The sequence below is a fragment of the Paraburkholderia sp. UCT2 genome, assembly GCF_014397665.1.
Taxonomy (GTDB): domain Bacteria; phylum Pseudomonadota; class Gammaproteobacteria; order Burkholderiales; family Burkholderiaceae; genus Paraburkholderia; species Paraburkholderia tuberum.
The window spans coordinates 224,591-248,960 of record NZ_VZQO01000001.1; the positions used below are offsets into that span (position 1 = coordinate 224,591).

Genomic DNA, 24,370 nt, shown 5'->3' on the forward strand with positions numbered 1-24,370 from the left:
TTCGCCTCAAACGACCTGACTCAGGGGACGCCATGTCACTCGAACCCTTCATCGACTCGAAACCGTTCACGTTCGGTATCGAGCTCGAAATGCAGATCGTCAATACGCACGACTATGATCTGACCAAAGCCGGCACGGATCTGCTGCGCCTCATCAAGGACGAAAAAATCCCCGGCAATATCACGCCGGAAATCACCGAAAGCATGATCGAGCTGTCGACCGGCATCTGCACGTCGCACGAACAGGCGGTCACCGATCTGCGCAAGATTCGCGACACGCTGGTGTCCGCGGCCGATCATCTGAACGTCGGTCTGTGCGGTGGCGGCACCCATGCTTTCCAGCAATGGAGCGAGCGGCAGATCGTCGATACGCCGCGCTTTCAGTATATTTCCGAGCTATACGGCTATCTCGCGAAGCAATTCACCGTGTTCGGCCAGCACGTGCACATCGGTTGCCCGAATCCGAACAGCGCGCTGTATCTGCTGCATTCGATGTCGCGCTTCATCCCGCATTTCATTGCGTTGTCCGCGTCGTCGCCTTTCGTACAGGGCGTCGATACCGGATTTCATTCGGCACGTCTGAATTCCGTGTTCGCGTTTCCGCTGTCGGGCCGCGCGCCGTTCGTGCTGACGTGGGACAGCTTCGAGGAGTATTTCTCGAAGATGGTCCACACGGGCGTGGTCAACAGCATGAAGGATTTCTACTGGGATATCCGTCCGAAGCCGGGCTTCGGCACGATTGAGGTCCGCGTGATGGATACGCCGTTTTCGGTGGATCGCGCCGCGGCGATCGCCTGCTACATCCAGACGCTCGCGCGTCATTTGTTGCTCGATAAGCCGATCATGCCGCAGGAAGACGACTATCTGGTCTACACGTTCAACCGTTTCGAAGCCTGCCGCTTCGGACTCGGTGGTACCTGCATCAATCCGCAAACCGGTGAACGCAAGACGATTTCCGAAGATATTCTGGAAACGCTCGAACAGATCGGACCGCATGCGGAAGCGCTCGGCTCGGTGAATGCGCTGGCCGAAGTCGGCGCGATCGCGCGCGGTCAGGTCAACGACGCGACGTGGCTGCGCAGTGTGTTTGCGCAGGAAAAGTCCTTGCACGAAGCGGTACGCCAGCAGTGTCTGCAGTGGCGCGCCTAGTCGCGAAGACTTCATGAAACCGTTTGCGTGCGCCAGCTACGCGACGTTCCGACGAAACCCGCCGCGTGCGGGTTTTTTTTCGTAAGAAAATTTTTATGGTTTTTCGCGCGCGCAACCCTTCAGGTTTTTCGAAAGTTTACGTATACCAGCCTAGTAGTCGTAAGCAGGCATTGCCAAAGGCTGTGGACAACTGAATAATTTCCTGCAAAGTCAATGCGCTGGGGAAATGATAACTGTGCTCGTAAAACGGGCTCCGGCCACGCCTGGCAAGCGCAACCGAGGAAACGTTCAACACGCTGCAAGTGCTTGTTGCAAAACGGTACACAGGCTGTCCAAACGTTTTCCCCTGCTTATCCACAGCTCGCGTTGGATAAGTTAGCTGTACGATTAGCCGCTGTCGCATAGAATGTCGTTTTTCGCCGCCTTCGGCTTCCAAGACGGTGTATTTTTGAGATAGTACAAACGGTTTCATCCGCGGTTGGACGAAGCTACCCCACACACGCAACGGGTGTACTCCGGCAGGCAGCCGCCGGCATTGCACCAAAGCGGTAAATAAACGAATCGAAGATTATGAGCGAAGGCGTATACGGAGAACAGGCAGCCGGGCGAGTGACCCACAGCCTCTTGCGATTGAGCACGGCGATGCGAAGCCAGGCTTGGGAATGGGCGGAAGGCGCGGGCCTTACGCCGACCCAGGGCGAGATCCTCGTGCTGTTGATGCAACGAAAGGGGCCGATGCGTCTCGGCGAAATCGCGCGTGAAACGGCGCTGACTGCCGCGACCACCAGCGATGCGGTCAGCACGCTCGAGACCAAGGGCCTCGTCGAAAAGCGTCGCGCACTCGACGACGGTCGCGCGCTCGCGGTACGTCTGACCTCGCGTGGCCGCACCGCTGCCAAACGCGCCGCGCAATGGCCGGACTTCCTCTCGAAGGCGGTCGGCACGCTGGGCGAGGACGAGCAGTCCGTGTTCTATCGCACGCTGCTCAAGACCATCTATCAGCTCGAAGCGCAAAACACGATTCCGTCGCATCGTATGTGCCTGAGCTGCACGCATTTCCAGCCGAGCAAGAATCCGAAGAAGACGCCGCATCACTGCGCGCTGCTCGACCTGAACATGTTGGACACCGATGTGCGTCTCGACTGCTCCGTGCATGAAACGGCGGACGTCGCCACCCAGAAGAAGACCTGGAAGATCTTCGCCCAATAACCGGCGTCTTGCTGGGCAATCCGCTAACATGGCCTGGCCGGCGACGGCGGGCGGTATGCGCCGCCTGCTTGCCGGCTGGTGCCGTGCAAGGATAAAGTCGTTGGCGGCAGGTCGTTAGTCAACCTGAAGATAGGGCAGGCCGATGAATCGGGAAGTACTCGCCATCCGCCATGTGCACTTCGAGGATCTGGGCAGTCTCGAGCTCGTGCTCGGCGAGCGCGGGCGTCCGGTCCGTTATCTCGATGTGGGCGTTGCCCGTATCGAGGCGCCCAATCCGGTTGCCGCGTCGCTGATGGTCGTGCTGGGCGGCCCCATCAGCGCTACCGACGACGCGCTGTACCCCACGCTCGCGCCGCTGCTGTCGTTGATCGAAAAACGCATCGCGGCCGGCCTGCCGACACTCGGTATCTGCCTTGGCGCACAACTGATCGCGCGGGCGCTCGGTGCGCGCGTCCACCCCGCGGCTCAGGCCGAACTCGGCTGGACGCCGCTCACGCTGACCGATGCCGGCCGCGCCTCGCCGCTGCGTCATCTCGATGGCGCTCATACCTCGATGCTGCATTGGCACGGCGACACCTTCGATCTGCCGGCCAACGCGACCCGTCTGGCATCGACCCCGGCTTGCGAGAATCAGGCCTTCGCATGGGGCGATCACGTACTGGGCTTGCAGTGTCATCCCGAGATCCGCACCGATCGGTTCGAACCTTGGCTGATAGGGAATGCGAACGAACTCTCGGGCCACGGCATCGACGCGCGTCAGTTGCGCGCCGACACCGGTCGATACGGTCCCGTGCTCGAAGCCGCCGCGTGCCGCATGTTTGGCGAATGGCTCGATCACGTCGAGACGCAAGTCTGAATGGCTAGCCGAATGGCGACGTAAGCGGCCAGCCAGGTGCCACGTTCATGCAGTAAACCGCGTGCGGTGCTATCCTCGATCGCTCTCGGGCTTTCACTGGGCGTAATCCATGAGCGCGCTTTTCTCTCCGCTCACGCTGCGTAGCGTGACGCTTCCCAATCGTATCGTCGTCTCCCCAATGTGCCAGTACTCCGCCGAACGCGGCGAAGCGACCGCATGGCACATGATTCACCTCGGCGGTCTCGCGCTGTCCGGCGCGGGCATGCTGTGCATCGAAGCAACCGCCGTCGAGCCGGACGGGCGCATCACCCCCGGCGATCTCGGCTTGTGGGACGACGCGACCGAAGAGGCGCTCGTGCCGGTGCTGGCCGCGATCCGCAAGCATTCGCACGTCTACGTGACGATGCAACTGGCGCACGCGGGCCGCAAGGCATCGAGCCACGTGCCGTGGGAAGGCGGCCAGCTGATTTCGGTGTCGCAAGGCGGGTGGCTGCCGCATGCGCCGTCGGCGCTGCCGCACAAGCCGGGCGAGGAGCCGCCGCTCGCGCTCGATGTCGTCGGCCTGAACCGGATTCGCGAGGCGTTCGCCGCGTCCGCACGGCGCGCCGCGCGTCTTGGCATCGATGCGCTCGAAGTGCATGCCGCCCATGGCTATCTGCTGCATCAGTTCCTGTCGCCGATCGCCAATCAGCGCACCGACGACTACGGCGGCTCGGTCGAAAACCGCATGCGTTTTCCGCTCGAAATCTTCGACATCGTGCGTGCCGCATTTCCTGCCGACAAACCGGTCGGCGTGCGCGTGTCGGCGACGGACTGGGTCGAAGGCGGCTGGACGCTCGAAGACACGATCGCGTTTGCACACGAGCTGGAAAAGCGCGGCTGCGACTGGATCGACGTGTCGTCGGGCGGTGTCTCGCCGCTGCAGCGAATTCCGCTCGAGCCGGGCTATCAGATTCCGTTCGCGAAGGCGGTCAAGCACGCAACCGGTCTGACGACGATCGGCGTCGGACTCATCACTGATCCGCTGCACGCCGAGCAGCTGATCGAAGCGGGCGATGCCGATCTGATCGCGCTGGCTCGCGCGCTGCTCTATAACCCGCGCTGGCCGTGGCACGCCGCCGCTAACCTCGGTGCGACCGTCGAAGCGCCGCCGCAGTACTGGCGTTCACAACCGCGTGAGCAGAAGGCGCTGTTCGGCGACATTTCGTTTGGTCAACGATGACGCCCGTCGCACGTTGAACGAACGCATCGGCTGACGGTTGAAGGAAGCCGTGGACAACGTGTAGGATGCCGGTTGTGGCGCGGTGCGCGTCGCAAGTCGACGCGGCGCTTTCAGGGCGCCGCGTTTGCTATTCGCGTCAGAAAAAAGCCGCGTGCACGACGTGCCTGACGATTGCCAGATTTGATTCCCCAGTTCTTCACAAGGATTCATTCAATGAATTCACGCAGGATCGCCGTGCGCCGTTCGGGTGTGCACGGCAAAGGCGTGTTTGCCCTCGAACCGATCGCGGCCGGCGAGCGACTGATCGAATACAAGGGCGAGCGGATTACCTGGAAAGAAGCGTTGCGCCGCCATCCGCATAATCCGGCTGAACCGAATCACACGTTTTATTTCGCGCTGGATAACGGCAAGGTCATCGACGGCAAGGTGAACGGCAATAGCGCGCGCTGGATCAATCATTCATGCGCGCCGAACTGCGAAGCCGAGGAAATCGACGGACACGTGTACGTGCATGCGCTGCGCGATATCGCGGAGGGCGAGGAAGTCTTTTACGACTACGGCCTCGTGATCGACGCGCGTCAGACGAAAAAGCTGAAAAAAGAATACGAATGCCGCTGCGGCGCGCGCAAGTGCCGCGGCACGATGCTGGCACCGCCGCAGAAGGGCAAGGGCGGCGGCAAGTCGGGTAAAGGCGCCGACAAGGGCGAAAAGTCGAGCAAATCGGCGAAGAAATCGAAGAAGAAATGAGCCGCGGGTCGGTGCGCGGCGGTAGCTGTCTGCGCTGATCGAAGCGCTGAGGCGAACGCCGCCGCGGCAGCCGGGCAAACCTTCTACAAATCGACCGGCGCCGAGTGCGCCGGTTTTTTCGTGGCGCGCCGTGCGTTGGCATCATTGGCGGTGGCAGCGCCTGCGGACGCACCGGGCGGCAGCAACGGAATCCTCACGATAAAGCGTGCGCCGCCCTCCGGTGCGTCCTCGTAATGCACGCTGCCATGATGCAGCACCATGATGTCGTGGACGATCGCGAGGCCCAGACCCGCGCCGCTGTCGACGCCCGCCTCGGTCTGCCCGTCGCCGCGGAAGAATCGCTTGAACAGATCCGCCTGCTGCGAACGCGGCACGCCCGGCCCGTTGTCTTCGACGACGATCTCGGCCATGCGCAGATCGTCGATCAGCGTCTGCGAAACTGTGACCGTGATACGCCCGCCGTCGACCCGCGAAGGCGGCACATACTTCAGCGCGTTATCGAGCAGATTCGCGATCACTTCATGGAGCAGCACAGGGTTGCCGCGCGCCATCAGCGGGTCATCGTTGGACGGATCGTCGAGGCGCTGGAAGCCGAGGTCCACGTGTACCGGTAGGGCGCGCGGCACCCATTCGGCGCCGGTGTCGAACGCGAGCGCGGCCATGTCGACATTGACGAAGCGGGCCGCCTGTTCGCCCGGCTCGGCGCGCGCGAGCGACAGCAATTGATTCGACAGCCGCACGGCGCGATCGGCCGCGGCGCGCAGTTCGCGCACGGCGGCGAGCGTCTGCTGCGGATCGCGTGCGACGACCGCCTGCTCCGCATGCAGCTTCACGGCGGTGAGCGGCGTGCGCAGCTGATGCGCGGCATCGGCGATGAATTTACGTTGCGCATCGAGGGCGGCTTTCAGACGATCGAGCAACGCGTTCAGCGCGCCCGTCAGCGGACGGATCTCGTCCGGCACATAGGTTTCGTCGACCGGCTCGAGCGACGTGTGCGTTTGCCGGTTCAGCGAATCGGCGAGCGCCGTCAGCGGATTGAGCTGCTGATTGACGACGCGCCACACGATCACCCAGCCGGCTAGCAGCAGCAGCAATAACGGCATCATGATCGCGATGAGGAACTCGGCGGCGATGCGGAAGCGGTGATGCACGGGCTGGCCGACTTCGACGACGATCGGATTACCGCTCGGCTGATCGACGCGCACCTGAGCGACCCGCACGGTCACGCCTTCGTGCTGCGTCTCGAACACGTACGCGTAATGCATGCGGCGCACGTTGGTGCCTTGCAGCGGCAGATTGTGATCGCCGGCGATTTCGGTGTCGCCGGTGCTGATCCGGTAGACCAGATGTTCGACCGGGTCGGAGAACATCGCCTGCGCGAGCGGCGGCACCGTGATCGGCGCTTCCGGTCCGGCAATCTGGATCTGTTTGGAGATCGCGGTCGCGAGGTCCGCGAGCGAACGGTCGACCACGTGCTGCGTGTACTGCCATGCGAGCCAGTAAGCGATCAGGCCGCTCATCAGCGCGAGCAGCGACAGGGGAGCAGCGAGGCGCCGCAGCAGCGTGCGGCGCAGACTATTGGCGGCCGGCTGGTGCATGATCGAACGCGCGGGAAAGTTGTGACTGCGGTGGCAACTGCGGTAGTAATGGCGCGAGGCGCCTTGAAACGGCCCGGGGCCCGGCACAAGGCGCCGCGGGCACAGCCGGTGCGCGGCGCAGCTCCAGGGCCGTCAGGCCGCGACGCAATGCGCGGCCTTCACGACGATTATGCGGCCTGGCGAATTTCCTGCAACAGGTAGCCAAAGCCACGCACGGTGACGATTTCGACACGGCAGTTCTCGAGCTTCTTGCGCACGCGGTGCACGTAAACTTCGATCGCGGTATCGCCGAGGTCGCCGCCGAAGTGTGTCAGATGATCCTGTAGTTGCGCCTTGCTGACGACGCGCCCATGACGCAGCAGCAGCATTTCGAGCACCGCGAATTCGCGCGGCGACAGTTCGAGCGGTTTGTCGTCGTTGAAGATGCGGCGGTCGACACCCGACAGCCGCACGCCGCCCAACGACACTTCCGGACGCGGCATGTCACCGTGCGGACCGCTGCGGCGCATCACCGCGCGAATACGCGCTTCGAGCTCGGCCGGCTCGAACGGCTTCAGCATGTAGTCGTCCGCGCCCGAGTTCAGGCCTTGCACGCGGTCGTTCAGTTCGTCGCGCGCGGTCAGGATGATCACCGGCGTGTGACGGTTGCTCTGGCGGAAACGCGACAGCAGCGTCATGCCGTCGATGCCCGGCAGACCCAGATCGAGGATCACGAGTTCGTGGCGATTTTGCGTGAGGGCCTGCTCGGCAAAGATGCCGTCATGGACCATGTCGACGGTGAAGCCGGCTTGTTCGAGACTGCTTTGGATGCCGCGTGCGATGGGGCGGTCATCTTCGATCAGAAGGAGTCGCATGGATTTCGCTCAATTACAATGGGTTTAGGCGTTTGGGCAAGTGGTTCGCCGGGGCGCCTGCTACACAGCCAGCGTGCGAAGCGGCGGCAGACGCGCCACGAAGCAGCTGTCGAGCCGAATCGAAGCACCGTGCCAGCCATCACGAAGTCATGTCCGAGATCAGCATTCACGAACTGGAAGCCGCGATCAACTTCTGGCGCACCCGCTCACCTTCAAGCGGCGACGAACACGTTCTGTGCAAGGAGGCAAGCGCGCTCTCCAAGCCGTATGCGCTGCTGATTGTACAGCGTCAGCAGTCGCTATCACTCGATCGTTTCGACCCGATTGCAAGGCAGGCCTGGGAAGCTTACGTTCAACTTAAGAATAGCCTGTCGAACTGAAGGTTTGCCTAGGGAATTGCCTGCATTGTCCTTTCATGGTCACCTGATTACGCGGCGAGTTATGCATAAACACGCATAAAGGCCCGTAATTATTTGTATTACATAGTAATCCCGTCGATGAATGCGGCAAGCGCGATGTCGCGTTCGGTCACGCCGTTCGCTTCATGGGTGGACAGCGTGATGTCGACCTTGTTGTACACGTTGAACCACTCGGGATGGTGGTCCATCTCCTGCGCCTTGATCGCGACGCGCGTCATGAAGCCGAAGGCCTCGTTGAAGTCGGCGAACTCGAACGCGCGGCGAATCGCATCACGCTCAGCCACGCTTTGCCAGCGATTCAGTTTCGCCAGTTGCTGGGTTCGCTCGTCGGACGTCAGTTTCTGAATCATGGTGTTACCTCGCTCGTCGAACTCGCTCGCCGGCAGGCGGACGAATCCGTCATTTTTTCATGGTTGCGCAACGCTCGCCCGCACGCTGGGCCGGATCGGTTTGCGATGGCTTTTCGTTCAAACGTCGCCGCCGGTGTTCCAACCCTCGCGGGTTCCGCGCGCAATCACGCAGTCGCCGTCGAACAGGTCGCCCGCCGCGTAGGCAGGTGCGTTGGCGAGCTTCGTCAGCCGCGGCGTGAAGTCGGTTTGCGCGACGTGGAAAAGTTGCGCGAAGTCATCGATGACGAAATAGGTTTGTTGGAACGTATCGATGCGATAACGCGTGCGCATCACGCGTTCCAGCGCGAAGCACGTGCGGAAGGGGCGCAAGTTTCGCGTATAAGCTGGTTGATATGCGATAATCGTACGCTAAATGACCAATTAATGCGGGATTTCGCCATGCTTGAACTCGACCACTTCGATCTCGCGCTGCTCGACGTGCTGCAGCGCTTCGGCCGCGCCACGCATCAGCAGTTGGCGGAGCAGGTGCCGCTGTCGCCGTCGCAGATCGGGCGACGCCTGCAACGGCTGGAACAGGTCGGCGTGGTGGATGGCTATCGCGTCGTGCTGCGGCCCGAAAAGCTTGGGCTTGGCGTCACCGCTTTCACGAGCCTGAAGCTGAAGCATCACGGCGATTCGATCATCGAGCAGTTTCAGCAGCAGATCGACTTGCTGCCCGAAGTGCTCGAATGTCACGCGGTCGTCGGCGATGCCGACTATCTGCTGCGCATCGTCGCGCCGGATCTGAATTACCTGTCGACCTTCGTGATGAAGAAGCTGATGCGCGTGCCGGGTGTCGATAGCGTGCGCTCGAATATCGTGCTGACCACGTTCAAGCGCAATGGGCCGTTGCCGCTCGGGCATCTGGCGCCGGGGGCGGCGGCGGTTTGAGGGTTCGAAGCCGTTGCCGGCAGTGCCGACTGACAGGAAGAGGGAGCCGCGCATGCCTTGCCGCGGCCCTGCGGTGACGGGATCTCTATGCCGCCCGCTGCGGCTCGTCGCCGGCATTCAGCAGATCGACATACGCGACCGGCACCAGATCCGCTTCCGATACGCCAAGGCTCTTGAACATCGCTTGTGCTTCCGCGTGGCCGCCTTCTTCGTCGTCGTCCTGCGCGAGCACCACTTCGAGTTCGACGAAATCGCCGAGACCGTCGACGCGATCCAGATGAATCCGCGTGCGCCCGCTCAGATATACGTGCCGCTCTTTCGAGACGATGCCGCGCGTGGTCAGCGCGGTCGCGAGCAGCGCATGCATCGCTTCGGGATTCGTCACCGGACTGCGCGTGTAGTACGACGCCTTCGGGCCGTCGCGGTCGTCGCGCTGATAGAAGATCAGCTCGGCCGGCGTGCCGTCGTCGAACTGGCGCAGCTTCAGGCGGCCGCGCGGCACGTCGTAGAAAAAGTCCTGCTGGCGGAAGATCAGCGGCGCGTCCGTCGCGAGCTGTGCGGCGCGCTCGCGCAGTTGGTCGAAATGCTGGGCGCGGGCTTTGATTTCGATGTTGCGTGCCATGTCAGGCTCCTGTGGATGGGGGAAGTGACCGGCGGCTCCGGAGTTGCTGGTGTTGCCGGGCGGAGCCCGCCGGGAAGGACGAAGCCAGGCGGAACGGAAAGTTGCGAGGGCGTTGCGCGAGCGCAAACCGACAATCTAGCAAAAACTTCGTGACGGAGCGGTTTCAGCTCGGCGGACAAGTGGTAGAGGGCGGGCATTAGCGAGGCTCATATCGCAACGCGTCAGACCGTCCCCGCTCAAATCGCCCACTGCTGTTCGATCAGCTTCAACGCCGCCGCGATCGCTGGCTCGTCCTTGCGCTCGTCGAGCGTGATGAAGCTCAGCTGCGTCGGCACGGTTATGCCATCGACGATCGTCAGCGCGTGCGCATGCGCCTCCGCGATCGCGGTTGCGTCGCGCGCAAGCGTGAGACCGACGCCCGATTTGACCAGATCGAGCATCGACGGCTCCTGGTCCACCTCGGCCACCTTGACCGGCTTCACACCCGCTTCGCCGAAACAGCGCGACAGCAGCCGGTTGTGCGCGGACGCCGGCGGCGTCCAGATCCACGGCAGCGCCGCGAGCGAGCGCCAGTCTCGCGCACCCTTCACGCGATCTTTCCAGCCCGCCGGCGCGAGCACGCGATACTGGAAATGCGTGAGGGTGACCGCGTGAAACGTGGCGCCGTCGCGCGTGTCGTCGTCGGCGGGCAGGCCAATGTAATAGCCGACGTCGAGCTCGCCCGCGCGAATCTGTTCGCGCACCCAGCCCGACATGCCGTGGCGCAGCGCGGTTTCGATCAGCGGCCAGGTCTCGACGAGCTGCTTCAGGAAACCGCCGAGGCGCAAAAACTCGGGGTCGAGAATGGTGCCGATGCGCAGGCGCCCGCGTACTTCCTGGCGCAGCGTCTGCGCCGCCCGCTGCACGTCGGCTGCCGCGCCGAGCGCGCGTTCGGCATGCGGCAGCAGCGCCTGGCCGTCGCGTGTCAGCGCGAGCCCGTGCGAATTCCGCGTGAACAGCGTCACGCCGAGCGTCTCCTGCAAGTGCTTGATTTGCAGGCTGACGGCAGGTTGGGTCAGATGCAGTTGCACCGCGGCACGCGTAAGGTTGCCCTCGCGTGCGACCGTGACGAAGGCCCTAAGGAGAGTCAGATCCATATGCTGATATTAGCGCGGCTTATGGCGCAGTTGAGCATTACTCATTGGATTTGTCGCTCGTAGGGGCCGTACGCTTGGTGTTCAGCACGCTTGTGCGCGCGGCATCGAGCGCGAAGCGGAAGATTTCACAGGAAAGAGGAACGAGATGAGCGAGACATATTCCGACGCAACCGCGCAGGACGAAGCCGCACGCAGCGCGGCGAGTGCACCCGCGCTGAGCCATTTCATCAACGGCAAGACGGTCGAAGGCACGAGCGGGCGCTTCGGCGACGTCTTCAATCCGGCGCTCGGCAGCGTCAGCGCGCGCGTGCCGCTCGCGAGCGTCGCCGAGGTGGACGCCGCGGTCGCTGCCGCCAAAGCCGCGTTTCCCGCCTGGAGCGAAACCGCGCCGATCAAACGCGCGCGGGTGCTGTTCAAGTTCAAGGAACTGCTCGACCGTCATCACGATGAGCTCGCGGAGCTGATCACGCGCGAACACGGCAAGGTGTTTTCCGACGCCAAGGGCGAGGTGATGCGCGGCATCGAGATCGTCGAATTCGCGTGCGGCATCCCGAATCTCCTGAAGACCGATTTCACCGATCAGATTGGCGGCGGCATCGACAACTGGAATCTGCGGCAGCCGCTCGGCGTGGTCGCGGGCATCACGCCGTTCAATTTCCCGATGATGGTGCCGTGCTGGATGTTCCCCGTCGCGCTCGCGTGCGGCAACACCTTCGTGCTGAAGCCGTCCGAACGCGATCCGTCCGCGTCGAACCGGCTCGCCGAACTGCTGAAGGAAGCCGGCCTGCCGGACGGCGTGTTCAACGTCGTGCACGGCGACAAGGTCGCGGTCGACGCGCTGCTCGTGCATCCGGAAGTCAGCGCGCTGTCGTTCGTCGGCTCCACGCCAATCGCCGAATACATCTACACCGAAGGCACGAAGCGCGGCAAGCGCGTGCAGGCGTTGGGCGGTGCCAAGAATCACCTCGTCGTAATGCCCGACGCCGATCTCGACCAGGCCGTCGACGCCCTGATCGGCGCCGCCTACGGCTCGGCCGGCGAGCGCTGCATGGCGATTTCGGTGGCGGTCGCGGTGGGGCATATCGCCGATGAGCTGATCGAGCGTCTGACGCCGCGCGTGAATAGCCTGAAGATCCTCAACGGCATGGAAGCGGCGGCCGAGATGGGGCCGCTCGTCACCGGCGCGCATCGCGACAAGGTGCTCGGCTATATCGACGCTGGCGTCGCCGCGGGCGCGAAGCTCGTCGTCGATGGGCGCGGTCATCAGGTCGCGGGGCACGAGAAGGGTTTCTTCCTCGGCGGCACGCTGTTCGACGACGTGTTACCCGACATGAAGATCTACCGCGAGGAGATTTTCGGACCGGTGCTATGCGTCGTGCGCGTGCCCGACTTCGCCTCCGCAGTCGAACTGATCAACGCGAATCAGTTTGCGAACGGCGTGTCGCTGTTCACGTCCGACGGCGGCATTGCACGCGCGTTTTCCCGGCAGATCGAGATCGGCATGGTCGGCATCAACGTGCCGATTCCGGTGCCGATGGCCTGGCATTCGTTCGGCGGCTGGAAGAAGTCGCTGTTCGGCGATCATCATGCGTACGGCGAGGAAGGCGTGCGGTTTTACACGCGCTACAAGAGCATCATGCAGCGCTGGCCTGACAGCATCGCGAAGGGCGCCGAATTCACGATGCCGGTCGCCAAATAAGCTGGCGGCTTTGCGCGGCATCAAGTCGGCAAGCGCGCCAGGAAAACGATAAAAGCGCAATAAAAGCGCTTCGCGGCGCACGCGTGGAAGCGATCGAGCAGCCACGCGTGCGCCGCGAAAATGCTTAGGAGGCTGAACGATGAGTCATACCGACAGTACGCCTCGCGCCGCGCGGCGACTCGAAGGCGAGTTCGACTACGTCATCGTCGGCGCGGGTACCGCCGGCTGCGTGCTGGCGAACCGGCTCACCGAAGATCCCGACATCCACGTGCTGCTACTCGAAGCCGGAGGGAAGGACGACTATCACTGGATTCACGTGCCGGTCGGCTACCTGTATTGCATCGGCAATCCGCGCACGGACTGGCTGTACAAGACCCAGGCCGAGCCGGGTCTGAACGGCCGCACGCTGTCGTATCCGCGCGGGCGTGTGCTCGGCGGCAGTTCGTCGATCAACGGCATGATCTACATGCGCGGTCAGCGGGAAGACTACGACGAGTGGGCGCGTGTGACGAACGACAGGACGTGGTCCTGGAACGCGGTGCTGCCGGTCTTCAGGCGCAGCGAGGATCACCACGGCGGCGCCAACGAAGCGCACGGCGCGGGCGGACCGTGGCGCGTCGAGAAGCAGCGCCTCAAATGGAAGATTCTCGAAGAGTTCGCGCAAGCCGCGCAGCAAACCGGCATCCCCGCCACCGACGATTTCAATCGCGGCGATAACACTGGTGTCGGCTACTTCGACGTCAACCAGAAGCGTGGCATTCGCTGGAATGCGTCGAAGGCATTTTTGCGGCCCGCGTTGAAGCGGGAGAACCTCACGGTCATCACCGGTGCCTACACGCAGCGTGTCGTGTTCGATGGCCGCCGCTGCACCGGAGTCGAATATCGTGGCGGCGAGGTCGACTATCTCGCCAAAGCGCGTTGCGAAGTGATCCTTTCCGCCGGCGCGGTCAACTCGCCGCAACTGCTCGAATTGTCCGGTGTCGGCAATGGCGCGCGTCTGCAGAATCTCGGCATCGAGGTCGTTCAGGATCTGCGCGGTGTCGGTGAAAATCTGCAGGACCATCTGCAACTGCGCATGGCGTATCAGGTGCAGGGCGTGCGCACGCTGAATACGATGTCCGCGCACTGGTGGGGCAAGCTGATGATCGGCATGCGGTACGCGTTGTTTCAGAGCGGACCGATGTCGATGTCGCCGTCGCAACTCGGCGCGTTCGCGAAGTCCGACGCCGACGATCGCTCGCTGTCGCGACCCGATCTCGAGTATCACGTGCAGCCTTTGTCGCTTGATCGCTTCGGGGAACCGCTGCATCGCTTCAATGCGTTCACGGCTTCGGTGTGTCAGCTGCGCCCCACGTCGCGCGGCAGCATTCATATTGCGTCGGCCGATGCTTGCGCGCCACCGTTGATCGCGCCGAACTATCTGTCGACCGACTACGACCGCCACGTCGCCGCGAACGCGCTACGTCTGACGCGTCGCATCGTCGCGGCGCCCGCGCTCGCGCGCTATCAGCCACGGGAGATCCTGCCGGGCCTCCAGTATCAAAGTGAAGAAGAATTGCAGCAGGCCGCGGGCGCGGTCGGCACGACGATCTTCCATCCGGTCGGCACCTGCCGCATGGGCACGACCGACGATCCCGCCGCGGTCGTCGACAACCGGCTACGAGTTATCGGAGTCGAGGGCTTGCGTGTCGTCGATGCGTCGGTGATGCCCAACATCACGTCAGGTAACACCAATTCGCCGACGCTGATGATCGCCGAGCGCGCCAGCGACATGATCCGCGAGGATCGCCGCGCGCGCGTGAGCGGCAGCATGGCCGCGCATACCGGTGTTGACGCGTCGATGTCAGTTGTGTGACATGACTCGGTGAGCGCATCGGTCAGGTTTTTCGCCGCGTACGTGAAGCGTGTGAACCGCGCGCCACATACGCACGGCGCGGGCCTCGTTCCCTAAGTGCAAATCCCAATGATTGCGCTGCATCATTGGCGCGACAATGGCAGCCATGCTGCGTGCCACGCCATGGATTACCGTACGGATTGGTGCAGCACGCCAAGGAGCGGCAAGGGGTGCCGCAAAAACAACAAGTCGCGCAGAGCTTCGCGCGGAAAGATCGTAGTGCTTCGCCTTACTCCGTATGGAAGGGAACATGATTCTCGGCGATACGATTCTCGAAACGCGCGGCCTCACCCGCGAGTTCAAAGGCTTTGTCGCCGTGAACGGTGTGAACCTGCGCGTGCGCCGTGGCTCGATCCATGCGCTGATCGGCCCCAATGGAGCGGGCAAGACCACCTGCTTCAATCTGCTCACCAAATTTCTCGAACCCACCGCGGGCCAGATCGTTTTCAACGGTGTCGATATCACCGGCGAACGGCCAGCTCAGATCGCGCGGCGCGGCATCATCCGTTCGTTCCAGATTTCCGCGGTATTTCCGCATCTGACGGCATTGCAGAACGTGCGCATCGGGTTGCAGCGCTCGCTCGGCACCGCGTTTCACTTCTGGAAGAGCGAGCGTACGTTGCGCCGTCTGAACGATCGCGCGATGGATCTGCTGACCCAGGTCGGCCTGACCGATTTCGCCGATGTATTGACGGTCGAGCTCGCCTACGGCCGCAAGCGCGCGCTTGAAATCGCGACCACGCTCGCGATGGAGCCGGAACTGATGCTTCTCGACGAGCCCACGCAAGGCATGGGTCATGAGGACGTCGATCGCGTGACCGCGCTGATCAAGAAAGTGTCGGCCGGACGCACGATCCTGATGGTCGAACACAATATGAATGTGATCGCCGGTATCTCCGACACGATCACCGTGCTGCAACGGGGTGAAGTGCTCGCCGAGGGCAGCTACGCGGAAGTGTCGAAGAATCCGCTCGTGATGCAAGCCTACATGGGCAGCGCTGACGCGGCGCTCGCCGGAGCCCACGCATGAATACGACGGTCGAGCGCGAAGGCCTCGAAGCGAACGAAACGAAAAGCGGCGCACCCGCGCTGGAAATCGCGGGACTGCAAGCCTGGTACGGGGAATCCCACATTCTGCACGGCGTCGATCTGTCGGTCGGCCGCGGCGAGGTCGTGACGCTGCTCGGACGCAATGGCGCGGGCCGCACCACGACGCTACGCGCGATCATGGGCCTCACGGGTCGCCGTACCGGCTCGATCCGTATCGACGGCCGCGAAACCGTCGGCTTGCCCACGCATCGCATCGCGCATTGCGGCATCGGTTATTGCCCGGAAGAGCGCGGCATTTTTTCGAGCCTGTCGTGCGAGGAAAATCTGCTGCTGCCGCCGCCCGTCGGCGACAAGGCGCACATGATGTCGCTCGAGGAAATCTACGCGATGTTCCCGAATCTGCACGAGCGGCGCATGAGTCAGGGCACGCGGCTCTCGGGCGGCGAACAACAGATGCTCGCGGTCGCGCGGATTCTGCGCACCGGCGCGAATCTGCTGCTGCTCGACGAAATCTCGGAAGGGCTCGCGCCCGTGATCGTGCAGGCGCTCGCGCGCATGATCGTTACGCTGAAGGCGCGCGGCTACACGATCGTGATGGTTGAGCAGAACTTCCGCTTCGCCGCGCCGCTCGCGGATCGTTTCTATGTGATGGAGCACGGCATGATCGTCGAGCATTTCGGGGCTAGCGAGCTCGAAGGCAAGATGCCGGTGCTGCACGATTTACTGGGCGTATAGACGCGGACACACGCGCGCCCGACTGCCTCTGATAACCACAAGCGAAGAACCAGGAGACATGCATGAAAAAGAACCCACTCGCGCGAATTGCCTCACTCTGTTTCGCAGTCGCCGCCGGCACCGCACTGACGCTGGGCAGCGCGCAAGCGGCCGACGATGCCGTGAAGATCGGCTTCATCACGGACATGTCGGGGCTGTACGCGGATATCGACGGGCAGGGCGGTCTTGAAGCGATCCGGATGGCGGTCGCCGACTTCGGCGGCAAGGTCAACGGCAAGCCGATCACGGTGCTGTACGCGGATCACCAGAACAAGGCGGACATCGCGGCATCGCGCGCTCGTGAGTGGTTCGACCGCGACGGCGTGGACATGGTGATCGGCGGCACGAACTCGGCGACCGCGCTGTCGACTAACACCGTCGCGGGCGAGAAGCACAAGGTCTATATCAGCGTCGGCGCCGGCGCCGATACGTTGACCAACGAGCAATGCACGCCGTACACGATCCACTACGCATACGACACGACCGCGCTCGCGAACGGCACGGGCTCGGCCGTGACGAAGCAGGGCGGCAAGACCTGGTACTTCCTGACGGCAGACTACGCATTCGGCAAGGCGCTCGAAAAAGCGACCGCGGAGGTCGTGAAGGCGAACGGCGGCCAGGTGCTCGGCGAGGTGCGTCATCCGCTGTCGGCGTCGGACTTCTCGTCGTTCCTGCTGCAGGCGCAGGCGTCGAAGGCACAGATCCTCGGCCTCGCGAACGCGGGCGGCGACACGATCAACGCGATCAAGGCCGCGAAGGAATTCGGCATCACCAAGACGATGAAGCTCGCCGCGCTGCTGATGTTCATCAACGACGTGCACAGCCTCGGTCTCGAAACGACGCAAGGTCTCGTGTTGACGGACAGCTGGTACTGGAACAAGGATGCCGACACGCGTAAGTGGTCGCAGCGCTACTTCGACAAGATGAAGAAGATGCCGTCGAGCCTGCAGGCTGCCGACTACTCGGCGGCGATGAACTATCTGAAGGCGGTGCAGGCGGTGGGCTCGACGGATCCGGACAAGGTGATGGCGCAGTTGCACAAGACGAAGATCGACGACTTCTACGCGAAGGGCTACATCCGTCAGGACGGCAGCATGATCCACGACATGTACCTGATGCAGGTGAAGACGCCGGCGGAATCCAAGGAGCCGTGGGATTACTACAAGATCACTGCGACGATTCCGGGCGATCAGGTCTTCACGACCAAGGCGCAAACCCGCTGCGCGCTGTGGAAGTAAGCGCGGGCGCAGTAAGCGGTCGAGGACCGCGCAGACCTGAGAGAACCGCCGGCGCTGCAGGGGCACGCGCTGGCGGATAACCGTTTCAGATGCCGCACGCGATGGGCAGCGTCGCCGCTCGTCGCGTGCCGGCCGGATCGTGCGTCACCGATCTCACCTTGACGATGGCTTGAAGGGCTAAGGGCTTCAATGGACATCTTTGGCGTTCCGCTACCGGCGATGCTGAGCCAGCTTCTGCTCGGGCTCGTGAACGGCTCGTTCTACGCGATTCTGAGCCTCGGGCTGGCGATTATTTTCGGCCTGCTCAACGTGATCAACTTCGCGCATGGCGCGCTGTTCATGCTCGGGGCGATGCTCGCGTGGATGGGGCTGTCGTATTTCAATCTGCCGTACTGGGTGATGCTCGTGCTCGCGCCGCTGATCGTCGGGCTGGTCGGCGTCGCGATCGAGCGCTCGATGCTGCGCTGGCTTTACAAGCTCGATCATCTGTATGGCCTGTTGCTGACGTTTGGCCTCACACTCGTGATCGAGGGCGTGTTCCATTCGATCTACGGCTCGTCGGGCCAGCCGTACGATGTGCCGTCGGCGCTGTCGGGCGCGACCAATCTCGGCTTCATGTATCTGCCGAACTATCGCGCATGGGTGGTGGTCGCGTCGCTGGTCGTGTGCTTTGCGACATGGTTCGTGATCGAGAAGACGCGGCTTGGCGCGTATCTGCGCGCGGGCACCGAAAACCCGAAGCTCGTCGAGGCGTTCGGCGTCAACGTGCCGCTGATGATCACGCTGACCTACGGCTTCGGCGTCGCGCTCGCGGCGTTTGCCGGCGTGCTCGCCGCGCCGGTGATTCAGGTCTCGCCGCTGATGGGCCAGTCGATGATCATCACCGTGTTTGCGGTGGTCGTGATCGGCGGCATGGGCTCGATCATGGGCTCGATCCTGACCGGCCTGATGCTCGGCGTAGTCGAAGGACTCACGCGTGTGTTCTACCCCGAGGCGTCGGCGACCGTCGTCTTCGTGATCATGGCGCTCGTATTGCTCGTGCGTCCGGCGGGTCTTTTCGGCAGGGAAAAATGATGCAGAGAAAGGTGCTCTACGGTCTGCTGCTGATCGTGCTGCTCGCGGTGCCGGTGCTCGGCATCTATCCGCTCTTCGTGATGAAGGTGCTGTGCTTCGCGCTGTTCGCGGCCGCCTTCAATCTGCTGATCGGCTATACGGGCCTGCTGTCCTTTGGTCATGCGATGTTTCTCGCGTCGGCCGGTTACGTGACCGGCTATGCGATTCAGACGCTCGGCTTTTCGCCGGAGCTCGGCGTGCTGAGCGGCACCGCGGCGGCGACGCTGCTTGGGCTCGTCGTCGGCTTCTTCGCGATTCGCCGTCAGGGTATCTACTTCGCGATGGTGACGCTCGCGCTCGCGCAGATGGTCTACTTCGTGTTCCTGCAGGCGCCGTTCACGCACGGGGAAGACGGTCTGCAAGGCGTGCCGCGGGGCAAGCTGTTCGGCGTGCTCGATCTCTCTTCGGACGTCGCGCTATATTTCGTCGTGCTCGCGGTGATCGTCGCGGCTTTCCTGCTGATCGTGCGGATCGTGCATTCGCCGTTCGGGCAAGTGCTCGTCGCGATCAAGGAAAACGAGCCGCGCGCGGTGTCGCTCGGCTACGACACCGACCGTTTCAAGCTGCTCGCATTCATCCTGTCGGCCGGCATTGCGGGTCTCGCGGGTTCGCTGAAGGTGCTGGTGCAAGGCTTCGAAACGCTGAGCGATGCCTATTGGACGATGTCCGGCCTCGTGATCCTGATGACGCTGGTGGGCGGCATGGGCACGCTGTTCGGGCCGTTGCTCGGCGCCGCGTTGATCGTGTCGCTCGAAGACAGGCTCGGCGATATCGGCTCGGCACTCGCGTCGATGACCGGCATCGACTGGTTCCGCTCGCTCGGCGAATCGGTGACGATCGTCACCGGGCTGATTTTCATCGCGTGTGTGCTGGCGTTTCGGCGCGGCATCGTCGGTGAGATCGTCGCGCGAGTGCGACCGTTGCGGGCTTGAGAGTGGCTGTTTGATCCCGCCCGCGTGGTCGCTCGCTTGATGCAGTGCGGTACGAAATTGCTTCGACGTCCGATCTAATTGCGGCTCGTGCTGAAGGTCCGCTGGATCAGGGACTCGGGTGAACCTGTGGCAAACCGTGCGACGAAAAGCGCCCTACGCGCCCCAATCCGGTGCCGCAGTGCACCACTAGGGTAATTGCTAGTTGTGACTGTTGGGGTGGTCGTTTAATCTTCATGCAGTTCTGATGCACCACGAATTTGCAGGTGGAGAACGAGGAGACAAGTGAGGCACTCAGTGCCCAGAAGAAAGCGCTGTTGGATTGATATCCAACAGCGCTTTTTTATTTGTGTTTATCAAATTTTTTGACGCGATCTCCCGGCTATTTCACGCGCCATTTTTTACTCTCCGTTAGCCGCTGAGGTAAACATCACAAGCCTGCGAAACGCTTGCAGCACGGCGCTTGCGTCCGCTACACTCGCTATTCACCGACCATTGGGTTGGCAATTAAATCCGCGGATTTAATTGCAATTGAATAACGGGGTTAATAGAGGAGCAGGATGAAGTCGGCATTGCGTTGGATCAGCGCGGCATTGGTCGCCACAGGGGTCTCGGCTGCTTGGAGCGGCCATGCATTCGCGGACGTGAAAATCGGCGTCACCGTGTCGGCAACAGGACCGGCCGCATCGCTCGGCATTCCGGAAAAGAACACGATCGCGCTGCTGCCGAAAGAAGTGGCGGGCCAGAAGATCGACTACATCGTCCTCGACGACGCAACCGATTCCACCCAGGCGGTCAAGAACGCCCGCAAGCTCACTAGCGAAGACCACGTCGATGCACTGATCGGCTCGACCGTCGTGCCGAACTCGCTCGCCATGATCGACGTCGCTGCCGAAACCTCGACGCCGATGATCTCTCTGGCCGCGTCCGCAGGCATCGTCGAGCCCATGGACGCGAAGCGTGGATGGGTCTTCAAAACGCCGCAAAACGACATTCTGATGGCCACGGCGATTGCGCAGCACATGGCCAATCACGGCGTGAAGACGGTCGCGTTCATCGGCTTTTCCGACGCGTACGGCGAGAGCTGGTTCAAGGAATTCAGCAAAGCCGCTGATCTCGCGAAGATCAAGATCGTCGCGAACGAGCGCTTCGCGCGCAACGATGCATCGGTCACGGGCCAGGTGCTGAAGATGATGTCGCAGAACCCGGACGCGGTGCTGATCGCCGGTGCGGGCACGCCGGCCGCGCTGCCACAGAAAACGCTGAAGGAGCGCGGCTACAAGGGCAAGTACTATCAGACGCACGGCGTCGCGAACAACGACTTCCTGCGCGTGTGCGGCAAGGATTGCGAAGGCACGTGGCTGCCCGCTGGCCCACTGCTGGTCGCCGAGCAACTGCCTGAGGCGAATCCGGTGAAGAACAGCGCGCTCGCGTACAAGCATGCGTATGAAACGGCATATGGCTCGGGGTCGGTGTCGACGTTCGGCGGTCACGCATGGGACGCGGGTCTGCTGCTGCAGCATGCGATCCCGCTCGCGTTGAAGAAGGGGCAGCCAGGCACGCCGGCATTCCGCGAGGCGCTGCGTGCCGCGCTCGAAGGCACGAAAGATCTGCCCGCGTCGCACGGCATCTTCAACATGAACGGGCACGACCATGCCGGCCTCGATCAGCAGGCGCGCGTGATGGTGCAGATCGTCGACGGCACGTGGAAGCTCTCCGGCGACTGAGCGAAGGCTCTGCGCCACGGGACCTCATCGAAAAAGACGCGTGCAGTTGACGCGTCTTTTTTATTACCCGGGCCAGGTGTCCGCATCGCGCAAAAGTGTGGTTTCGCTGCTTCAGGACAAACCCGCATTTGGCGCACGCTCTCTTGACCGTCGATAATGCAGAACGCAAACTACTAACATATTAGTGGTTTGTGAGATGCCTGGTTGGAATAAAGCCGCGGCACAGAAACGCGGTGTATGACGCGAATGCGCACTCGCGCGACGCGAGAGGAGCGGTACCCAACGCAGCTGGGGAAGGTATGCGTGCCGAGCAGGGAAAACCATGCTTGGCACACCTGAACCCGCTCACTAGATTCAAACACCCGGCCCAGCAAGCCGGTTTACAGATAGGCGCTTTTCAAAGCGTTTGGAGACTCGCAATGAAAAAGACAAGGCATTGGGTACGCACCGGCATCGCGATGGCGCTGATGTGCGGCGCGGGGGCTGCATTCGCGCAGGTGAAGATCGGCGTCACGTTGTCGACGACGGGGCCGGCCGCGTCGCTCGGGATTCCTGAAAAGAACACGATCGCGTTGCTGCCGAAGGAGATCGGCGGCAAGAGCGTGCAGTACATCATCCTCGACGACGGGTCGGACACCAGCAAGGCCGTGCAGAACACGCGCAAGCTGATCGACGAAGACCACGTCGACGCGATCATCGGCTCGACCGTCACGCCGAATTCGCTCGCGATGCTCGATCCGGCCGCTGAGGGCAAGACGCCGGTGATCTCGCTCGCGGCATCGGCCGCGATCATTCAGCCGATGGATGCGAAGCGCGCATGGGCATTCAAACCACCTCAGAACGACAGCCTGATGGCCGAAGCGATCGCCGATTACATGCAGCATCACGGCGTGAAGACGGTCGGCTTCATCGGATTCTCGGACGCATACGGCGACAGCTGGAACACGACGTTCGACGCCGCCGCGAAAGCGCACAACCTGAAGATCGTGTCGAACGAGCGCTTCAACCGCACTGATGCATCGGTGACGGGCCAGGTGCTGAAGACGATGGGCGCGAATCCCGACGCGGTGCTGATCGCGGGCTCGGGCACGCCGTCGGCGCTGCCGGCCAGGACGCTGAAGGAGCGTGGCTACAAGGGCAAGATCTATCAGACTCACGGGGTCGCGAACAACGACTTCCTGCGCGTGTGCGGCAAGGATTGCGAAGGCGAACTGCTGCCGGCCGGTCCGATTCTCGTCGTCGATCAATTGCCGGATTCGAACCCGGTGAAGAAGTCGTCGGAAGCCTATAAGAACGCCTATGAGAAGGCTTATGGCGCGGGTTCGGTCGCGACCTTCGGCGGCCACGCATGGGATGCCGGCCAGATGTTGCAGGCTGCGATTCCGGTCGCGCTGAAGACCGCCCAGCCGGGCACGCCGGAGTTCCGCGCGGCGCTGCGCAACGCGCTCGAAAACATCAAGGAGCTGCCAGTGTCGCACGGCATCATGAACACCACCGCGAACGACCACAACGGCCTCGACCAGCGCGCACGCGTGATCGTGCAGATCGTCGACGGCAAGTGGAAGTTGCAGAACAACTAAGACGATTTACAAAAACAAGTAGCGGTACGCGCCTCTCGCGCAATCTGCGGTGCATGACGCCGCATTGCCATTGTGTTCGACGACAATGGCATCGACCGCCGCGCCGCGTCCCGGCGCGGCGGTTGTCTTTTCAGACATGCAGATCGATGGCCGGCTTCGCACCGCGCCGTCGCGACTGTTTCCCGGTTGTTCGATTTCGACGCTTCAGGACGAGGAAGTATGGATCTATCAATTGCGGCGATCCTCGCGCAGGACGGCATCACGACCGGCGCGATCTACGCGCTGCTCGCGCTTGCGCTGGTGCTGGTGTTCTCCGTCACGCGGGTGATCTTCATCCCGCAAGGGGAGTTCGTTTCGTACGGTGCGTTGACGCTCGCCGCACTGCAAACGCAGAAGTTTCCGGCCACCTGCTGGCTGTTGATGGCGATGGGCGCGGCATGCTTCGTCGTCGAGACGGTGGCCGTGTTGCGGCATGCTGAGCGGCGTCGTCATGCGGCGCGCACGCTGCCCGTGCTGGCGGGGAAGTACCTGCTGTTTCCGATCGCGGTCTACGCACTCACGCGCGGCATCTTCCTGCAGCCGCTGCCGATGATCGTGCAGATCGCGCTGACGCTGCTGATCGTGATTCCGATGGGTCCGTTCGTGTATCGCCTTGCCTACGAGCCGATCGCGGAGGCGACCACGCTGCTGCTGTTGATCGTCGCGGTGGCCGTGCATTTCGTGATGGTCGGTCTCGGCCTCGTGATGTTCGGCGCCGAAGGCTCGCGCACCAACGCGTTTTCCGATGCGACGTTCAACATCGGCACGTTGTCGATCTCCGGACAGAGCCTGTGGGTGATCGGCACCGCGGCCGTGCTGATCGGCGCGCTGTATTTGTACTTCGATCGCTCGATCTCGGGCAAGGCGTTGCGCGCGACGTCGGTGAACCGGCTCGGCGCGCGGCTCGTCGGCATCGGCACCACGCAGGCGGGACGCCTTGCATTCACGCTTGCGGCGGGGCTCGGCGCACTGTGCGGCATCCTCGTCGCGCCGCTCACGACGATCTACTACGACTCGGGCTTCCTGATCGGTTTGAAGGGCTTCGTGGGCGCGATCATCGGCGGTCTGGTCAGCTATCCGCTGGCGGCGGCCGGCTCGATTCTGGTTGGTCTGCTGGAGTCGTATTCGTCGTTCTGGGCTAGTGCTTATAAGGAAGTGATCGTGTTCACGTTAATCATCCCGGTGCTGCTGTGGCGCAGTCTTGCGAGTCCGCACGCCGAAGAGGAAGAGGAGTGA

At 62.7% G+C, this 24,370-nt stretch carries 22 protein-coding genes and 1 pseudogene; 17 read left to right on the top strand and 6 right to left on the bottom strand.

Translation table 11 applies throughout. The annotated features are described in order from the left end of the window. Positions 1–32 precede the first annotated feature (32 nt). The 5 genes from F6X39_RS01060 to F6X39_RS01080 all read left to right on the top strand — a co-directional run bounded on the left by F6X39_RS01060 (position 33) and on the right by F6X39_RS01080 (position 5,182). On the top strand, positions 33–1,148 hold the full coding sequence (locus F6X39_RS01060) for a YbdK family carboxylate-amine ligase (RefSeq protein ID WP_184036839.1): 1,116 nt from the start codon (positions 33–35) through the stop codon (positions 1,146–1,148). Between the two features lie 570 nt (positions 1,149–1,718). Continuing rightward, positions 1,719–2,357, top strand: a complete 639-nt coding sequence (locus F6X39_RS01065; RefSeq protein WP_187615179.1) for a MarR family winged helix-turn-helix transcriptional regulator — start codon at positions 1,719–1,721, stop codon at positions 2,355–2,357. Between the two features lie 142 nt (positions 2,358–2,499). Then, positions 2,500–3,213, top strand: a complete 714-nt coding sequence (locus F6X39_RS01070; RefSeq protein WP_187615180.1) for a glutamine amidotransferase — start codon at positions 2,500–2,502, stop codon at positions 3,211–3,213. Between the two features lie 109 nt (positions 3,214–3,322). Continuing rightward, positions 3,323–4,435, top strand: coding sequence for an NADH:flavin oxidoreductase/NADH oxidase (locus tag F6X39_RS01075; RefSeq protein ID WP_187615181.1), 1,113 nt, complete (start codon positions 3,323–3,325; stop codon positions 4,433–4,435). A 213-nt stretch (positions 4,436–4,648) separates the two neighbouring features. After that, positions 4,649–5,182, top strand: coding sequence for an SET domain-containing protein (locus F6X39_RS01080; RefSeq protein WP_018418882.1), 534 nt, complete (start codon positions 4,649–4,651; stop codon positions 5,180–5,182). Between the two features lie 83 nt (positions 5,183–5,265). Here the strand turns inward: F6X39_RS01080 and F6X39_RS01085 are convergent, their stop codons facing one another. Both F6X39_RS01085 and F6X39_RS01090 read right to left on the bottom strand, forming a co-directional pair. Further along, positions 5,266–6,780: a sensor histidine kinase gene (locus F6X39_RS01085; RefSeq protein WP_187615182.1), complete on the bottom strand. Its 1,515-nt coding sequence runs from the start codon at positions 6,778–6,780 to the stop codon at positions 5,266–5,268. Between the two features lie 167 nt (positions 6,781–6,947). Then, on the bottom strand, positions 6,948–7,634 hold the full coding sequence (locus F6X39_RS01090) for a response regulator transcription factor (protein WP_013090980.1): 687 nt from the start codon (positions 7,632–7,634) through the stop codon (positions 6,948–6,950). A 149-nt stretch (positions 7,635–7,783) separates the two neighbouring features. Between F6X39_RS01090 and F6X39_RS01095 the strand changes: the two genes are divergently transcribed. Next, positions 7,784–8,014, top strand: a complete 231-nt coding sequence (locus F6X39_RS01095; protein ID WP_187615183.1) for a DUF3717 domain-containing protein — start codon at positions 7,784–7,786, stop codon at positions 8,012–8,014. 98 nt (positions 8,015–8,112) lie between these two features. Here the strand turns inward: F6X39_RS01095 and F6X39_RS01100 are convergent, their stop codons facing one another. Together F6X39_RS01100 and F6X39_RS01105 are read right to left on the bottom strand one after the other, a co-directional pair. Beyond that, positions 8,113–8,403: a 4a-hydroxytetrahydrobiopterin dehydratase gene (locus F6X39_RS01100; RefSeq protein ID WP_187615184.1), complete on the bottom strand. Its 291-nt coding sequence runs from the start codon at positions 8,401–8,403 to the stop codon at positions 8,113–8,115. Positions 8,404–8,520: 117 nt separating this feature from the next. Continuing rightward, positions 8,521–8,766, bottom strand: a pseudogene (locus F6X39_RS01105) (phenylalanine 4-monooxygenase); the annotation flags it as partial. Between the two features lie 75 nt (positions 8,767–8,841). On the opposite strand from F6X39_RS01105, the gene F6X39_RS01110 reads away from it, so the two are divergent. Beyond that, positions 8,842–9,333 carry an Lrp/AsnC family transcriptional regulator gene (locus F6X39_RS01110; protein ID WP_090805519.1) on the top strand — a complete coding sequence of 164 codons (492 nt, stop codon included), beginning with the start codon at positions 8,842–8,844 and terminating at the stop codon, positions 9,331–9,333. Positions 9,334–9,418: 85 nt separating this feature from the next. Here F6X39_RS01110 and F6X39_RS01115 read toward each other — a convergent pair whose 3' ends face one another. Both F6X39_RS01115 and F6X39_RS01120 read right to left on the bottom strand, forming a co-directional pair. Next, positions 9,419–9,955, bottom strand: a complete 537-nt coding sequence (locus F6X39_RS01115) for a class IV adenylate cyclase (protein WP_187615185.1) — start codon at positions 9,953–9,955, stop codon at positions 9,419–9,421. Between the two features lie 236 nt (positions 9,956–10,191). Then, a complete protein-coding gene (locus F6X39_RS01120) occupies positions 10,192–11,091 on the bottom strand; it encodes a LysR family transcriptional regulator (RefSeq protein WP_187615186.1) in 900 nt (299 codons plus the stop codon). A gap of 145 nt (positions 11,092–11,236) precedes the next feature. Between F6X39_RS01120 and F6X39_RS01125 the strand changes: the two genes are divergently transcribed. From F6X39_RS01125 to F6X39_RS01170, 10 genes are all read left to right on the top strand, one after another. Next, complete coding sequence (locus F6X39_RS01125) at positions 11,237–12,790, top strand: CoA-acylating methylmalonate-semialdehyde dehydrogenase (RefSeq protein ID WP_262412945.1); 1,554 nt, start codon at positions 11,237–11,239, stop codon at positions 12,788–12,790. A gap of 139 nt (positions 12,791–12,929) precedes the next feature. Further along, complete coding sequence (locus tag F6X39_RS01130) at positions 12,930–14,645, top strand: GMC family oxidoreductase (RefSeq protein WP_187615187.1); 1,716 nt, start codon at positions 12,930–12,932, stop codon at positions 14,643–14,645. 289 nt (positions 14,646–14,934) lie between these two features. Next, the gene (locus tag F6X39_RS01135) at positions 14,935–15,714 is read left to right on the top strand and encodes an ABC transporter ATP-binding protein (protein ID WP_018418872.1); all 780 of its coding nucleotides are present in this window, start codon (positions 14,935–14,937) and stop codon (positions 15,712–15,714) included. Then, positions 15,711–16,469, top strand: a complete 759-nt coding sequence (locus F6X39_RS01140) for an ABC transporter ATP-binding protein (protein WP_187615188.1) — start codon at positions 15,711–15,713, stop codon at positions 16,467–16,469. The genes F6X39_RS01135 and F6X39_RS01140 overlap by 4 nt, the downstream gene beginning before the upstream one ends. 62 nt (positions 16,470–16,531) lie before the next feature. Then, positions 16,532–17,746, top strand: a complete 1,215-nt coding sequence (locus tag F6X39_RS01145) for an ABC transporter substrate-binding protein (RefSeq protein WP_187615189.1) — start codon at positions 16,532–16,534, stop codon at positions 17,744–17,746. Positions 17,747–17,935: 189 nt separating this feature from the next. Continuing rightward, complete coding sequence (locus tag F6X39_RS01150) at positions 17,936–18,820, top strand: branched-chain amino acid ABC transporter permease (protein WP_184036882.1); 885 nt, start codon at positions 17,936–17,938, stop codon at positions 18,818–18,820. Then, positions 18,820–19,791, top strand: coding sequence for a branched-chain amino acid ABC transporter permease (locus tag F6X39_RS01155; RefSeq protein WP_187615339.1), 972 nt, complete (start codon positions 18,820–18,822; stop codon positions 19,789–19,791). Before F6X39_RS01150 ends, F6X39_RS01155 begins: the two co-directional genes overlap by 1 nt. A 557-nt stretch (positions 19,792–20,348) precedes the next feature. Then, positions 20,349–21,515 carry an ABC transporter substrate-binding protein gene (locus F6X39_RS01160; protein ID WP_187615190.1) on the top strand — a complete coding sequence of 389 codons (1,167 nt, stop codon included), beginning with the start codon at positions 20,349–20,351 and terminating at the stop codon, positions 21,513–21,515. A gap of 419 nt (positions 21,516–21,934) precedes the next feature. After that, positions 21,935–23,095: an ABC transporter substrate-binding protein gene (locus F6X39_RS01165; protein WP_187615192.1), complete on the top strand. Its 1,161-nt coding sequence runs from the start codon at positions 21,935–21,937 to the stop codon at positions 23,093–23,095. A 219-nt stretch (positions 23,096–23,314) separates the two neighbouring features. Next, complete coding sequence (locus tag F6X39_RS01170) at positions 23,315–24,370, top strand: branched-chain amino acid ABC transporter permease (RefSeq protein ID WP_187615194.1); 1,056 nt, start codon at positions 23,315–23,317, stop codon at positions 24,368–24,370.

Excerpts from the sequence above, each read along its gene's own strand:
- F6X39_RS01155 (WP_187615339.1), top strand. The coding sequence starts at position 18,820 with ATGCAGAGAAAGGTGCTCTACGGTCTGCTGCTGATCGTGCTGCTCGCG.
- F6X39_RS01120 (WP_187615186.1), bottom strand. The coding sequence starts at position 11,091 with ATGGATCTGACTCTCCTTAGGGCCTTCGTCACGGTCGCACGCGAGGGC.
- F6X39_RS01090 (WP_013090980.1), bottom strand. The coding sequence starts at position 7,634 with ATGCGACTCCTTCTGATCGAAGATGACCGCCCCATCGCACGCGGCATC.
- F6X39_RS01130 (WP_187615187.1), top strand. The coding sequence starts at position 12,930 with ATGAGTCATACCGACAGTACGCCTCGCGCCGCGCGGCGACTCGAAGGC.
- F6X39_RS01065 (WP_187615179.1), top strand. The coding sequence starts at position 1,719 with ATGAGCGAAGGCGTATACGGAGAACAGGCAGCCGGGCGAGTGACCCAC.
- F6X39_RS01060 (WP_184036839.1), top strand. The coding sequence starts at position 33 with ATGTCACTCGAACCCTTCATCGACTCGAAACCGTTCACGTTCGGTATC.
- F6X39_RS01135 (WP_018418872.1), top strand. The coding sequence starts at position 14,935 with ATGATTCTCGGCGATACGATTCTCGAAACGCGCGGCCTCACCCGCGAG.
- F6X39_RS01165 (WP_187615192.1), top strand. The coding sequence starts at position 21,935 with ATGAAAAAGACAAGGCATTGGGTACGCACCGGCATCGCGATGGCGCTG.
- F6X39_RS01080 (WP_018418882.1), top strand. The coding sequence starts at position 4,649 with ATGAATTCACGCAGGATCGCCGTGCGCCGTTCGGGTGTGCACGGCAAA.
- F6X39_RS01170 (WP_187615194.1), top strand. The coding sequence starts at position 23,315 with ATGGATCTATCAATTGCGGCGATCCTCGCGCAGGACGGCATCACGACC.
- F6X39_RS01075 (WP_187615181.1), top strand. The coding sequence starts at position 3,323 with ATGAGCGCGCTTTTCTCTCCGCTCACGCTGCGTAGCGTGACGCTTCCC.
- F6X39_RS01140 (WP_187615188.1), top strand. The coding sequence starts at position 15,711 with ATGAATACGACGGTCGAGCGCGAAGGCCTCGAAGCGAACGAAACGAAA.
- F6X39_RS01145 (WP_187615189.1), top strand. The coding sequence starts at position 16,532 with ATGAAAAAGAACCCACTCGCGCGAATTGCCTCACTCTGTTTCGCAGTC.
- F6X39_RS01125 (WP_262412945.1), top strand. The coding sequence starts at position 11,237 with ATGAGCGAGACATATTCCGACGCAACCGCGCAGGACGAAGCCGCACGC.
- F6X39_RS01150 (WP_184036882.1), top strand. The coding sequence starts at position 17,936 with ATGGACATCTTTGGCGTTCCGCTACCGGCGATGCTGAGCCAGCTTCTG.
- F6X39_RS01100 (WP_187615184.1), bottom strand. The coding sequence starts at position 8,403 with ATGATTCAGAAACTGACGTCCGACGAGCGAACCCAGCAACTGGCGAAA.
- F6X39_RS01160 (WP_187615190.1), top strand. The coding sequence starts at position 20,349 with ATGAAGTCGGCATTGCGTTGGATCAGCGCGGCATTGGTCGCCACAGGG.
- F6X39_RS01115 (WP_187615185.1), bottom strand. The coding sequence starts at position 9,955 with ATGGCACGCAACATCGAAATCAAAGCCCGCGCCCAGCATTTCGACCAA.
- F6X39_RS01085 (WP_187615182.1), bottom strand. The coding sequence starts at position 6,780 with ATGCACCAGCCGGCCGCCAATAGTCTGCGCCGCACGCTGCTGCGGCGC.
- F6X39_RS01070 (WP_187615180.1), top strand. The coding sequence starts at position 2,500 with ATGAATCGGGAAGTACTCGCCATCCGCCATGTGCACTTCGAGGATCTG.
- F6X39_RS01110 (WP_090805519.1), top strand. The coding sequence starts at position 8,842 with ATGCTTGAACTCGACCACTTCGATCTCGCGCTGCTCGACGTGCTGCAG.
- F6X39_RS01095 (WP_187615183.1), top strand. The coding sequence starts at position 7,784 with ATGTCCGAGATCAGCATTCACGAACTGGAAGCCGCGATCAACTTCTGG.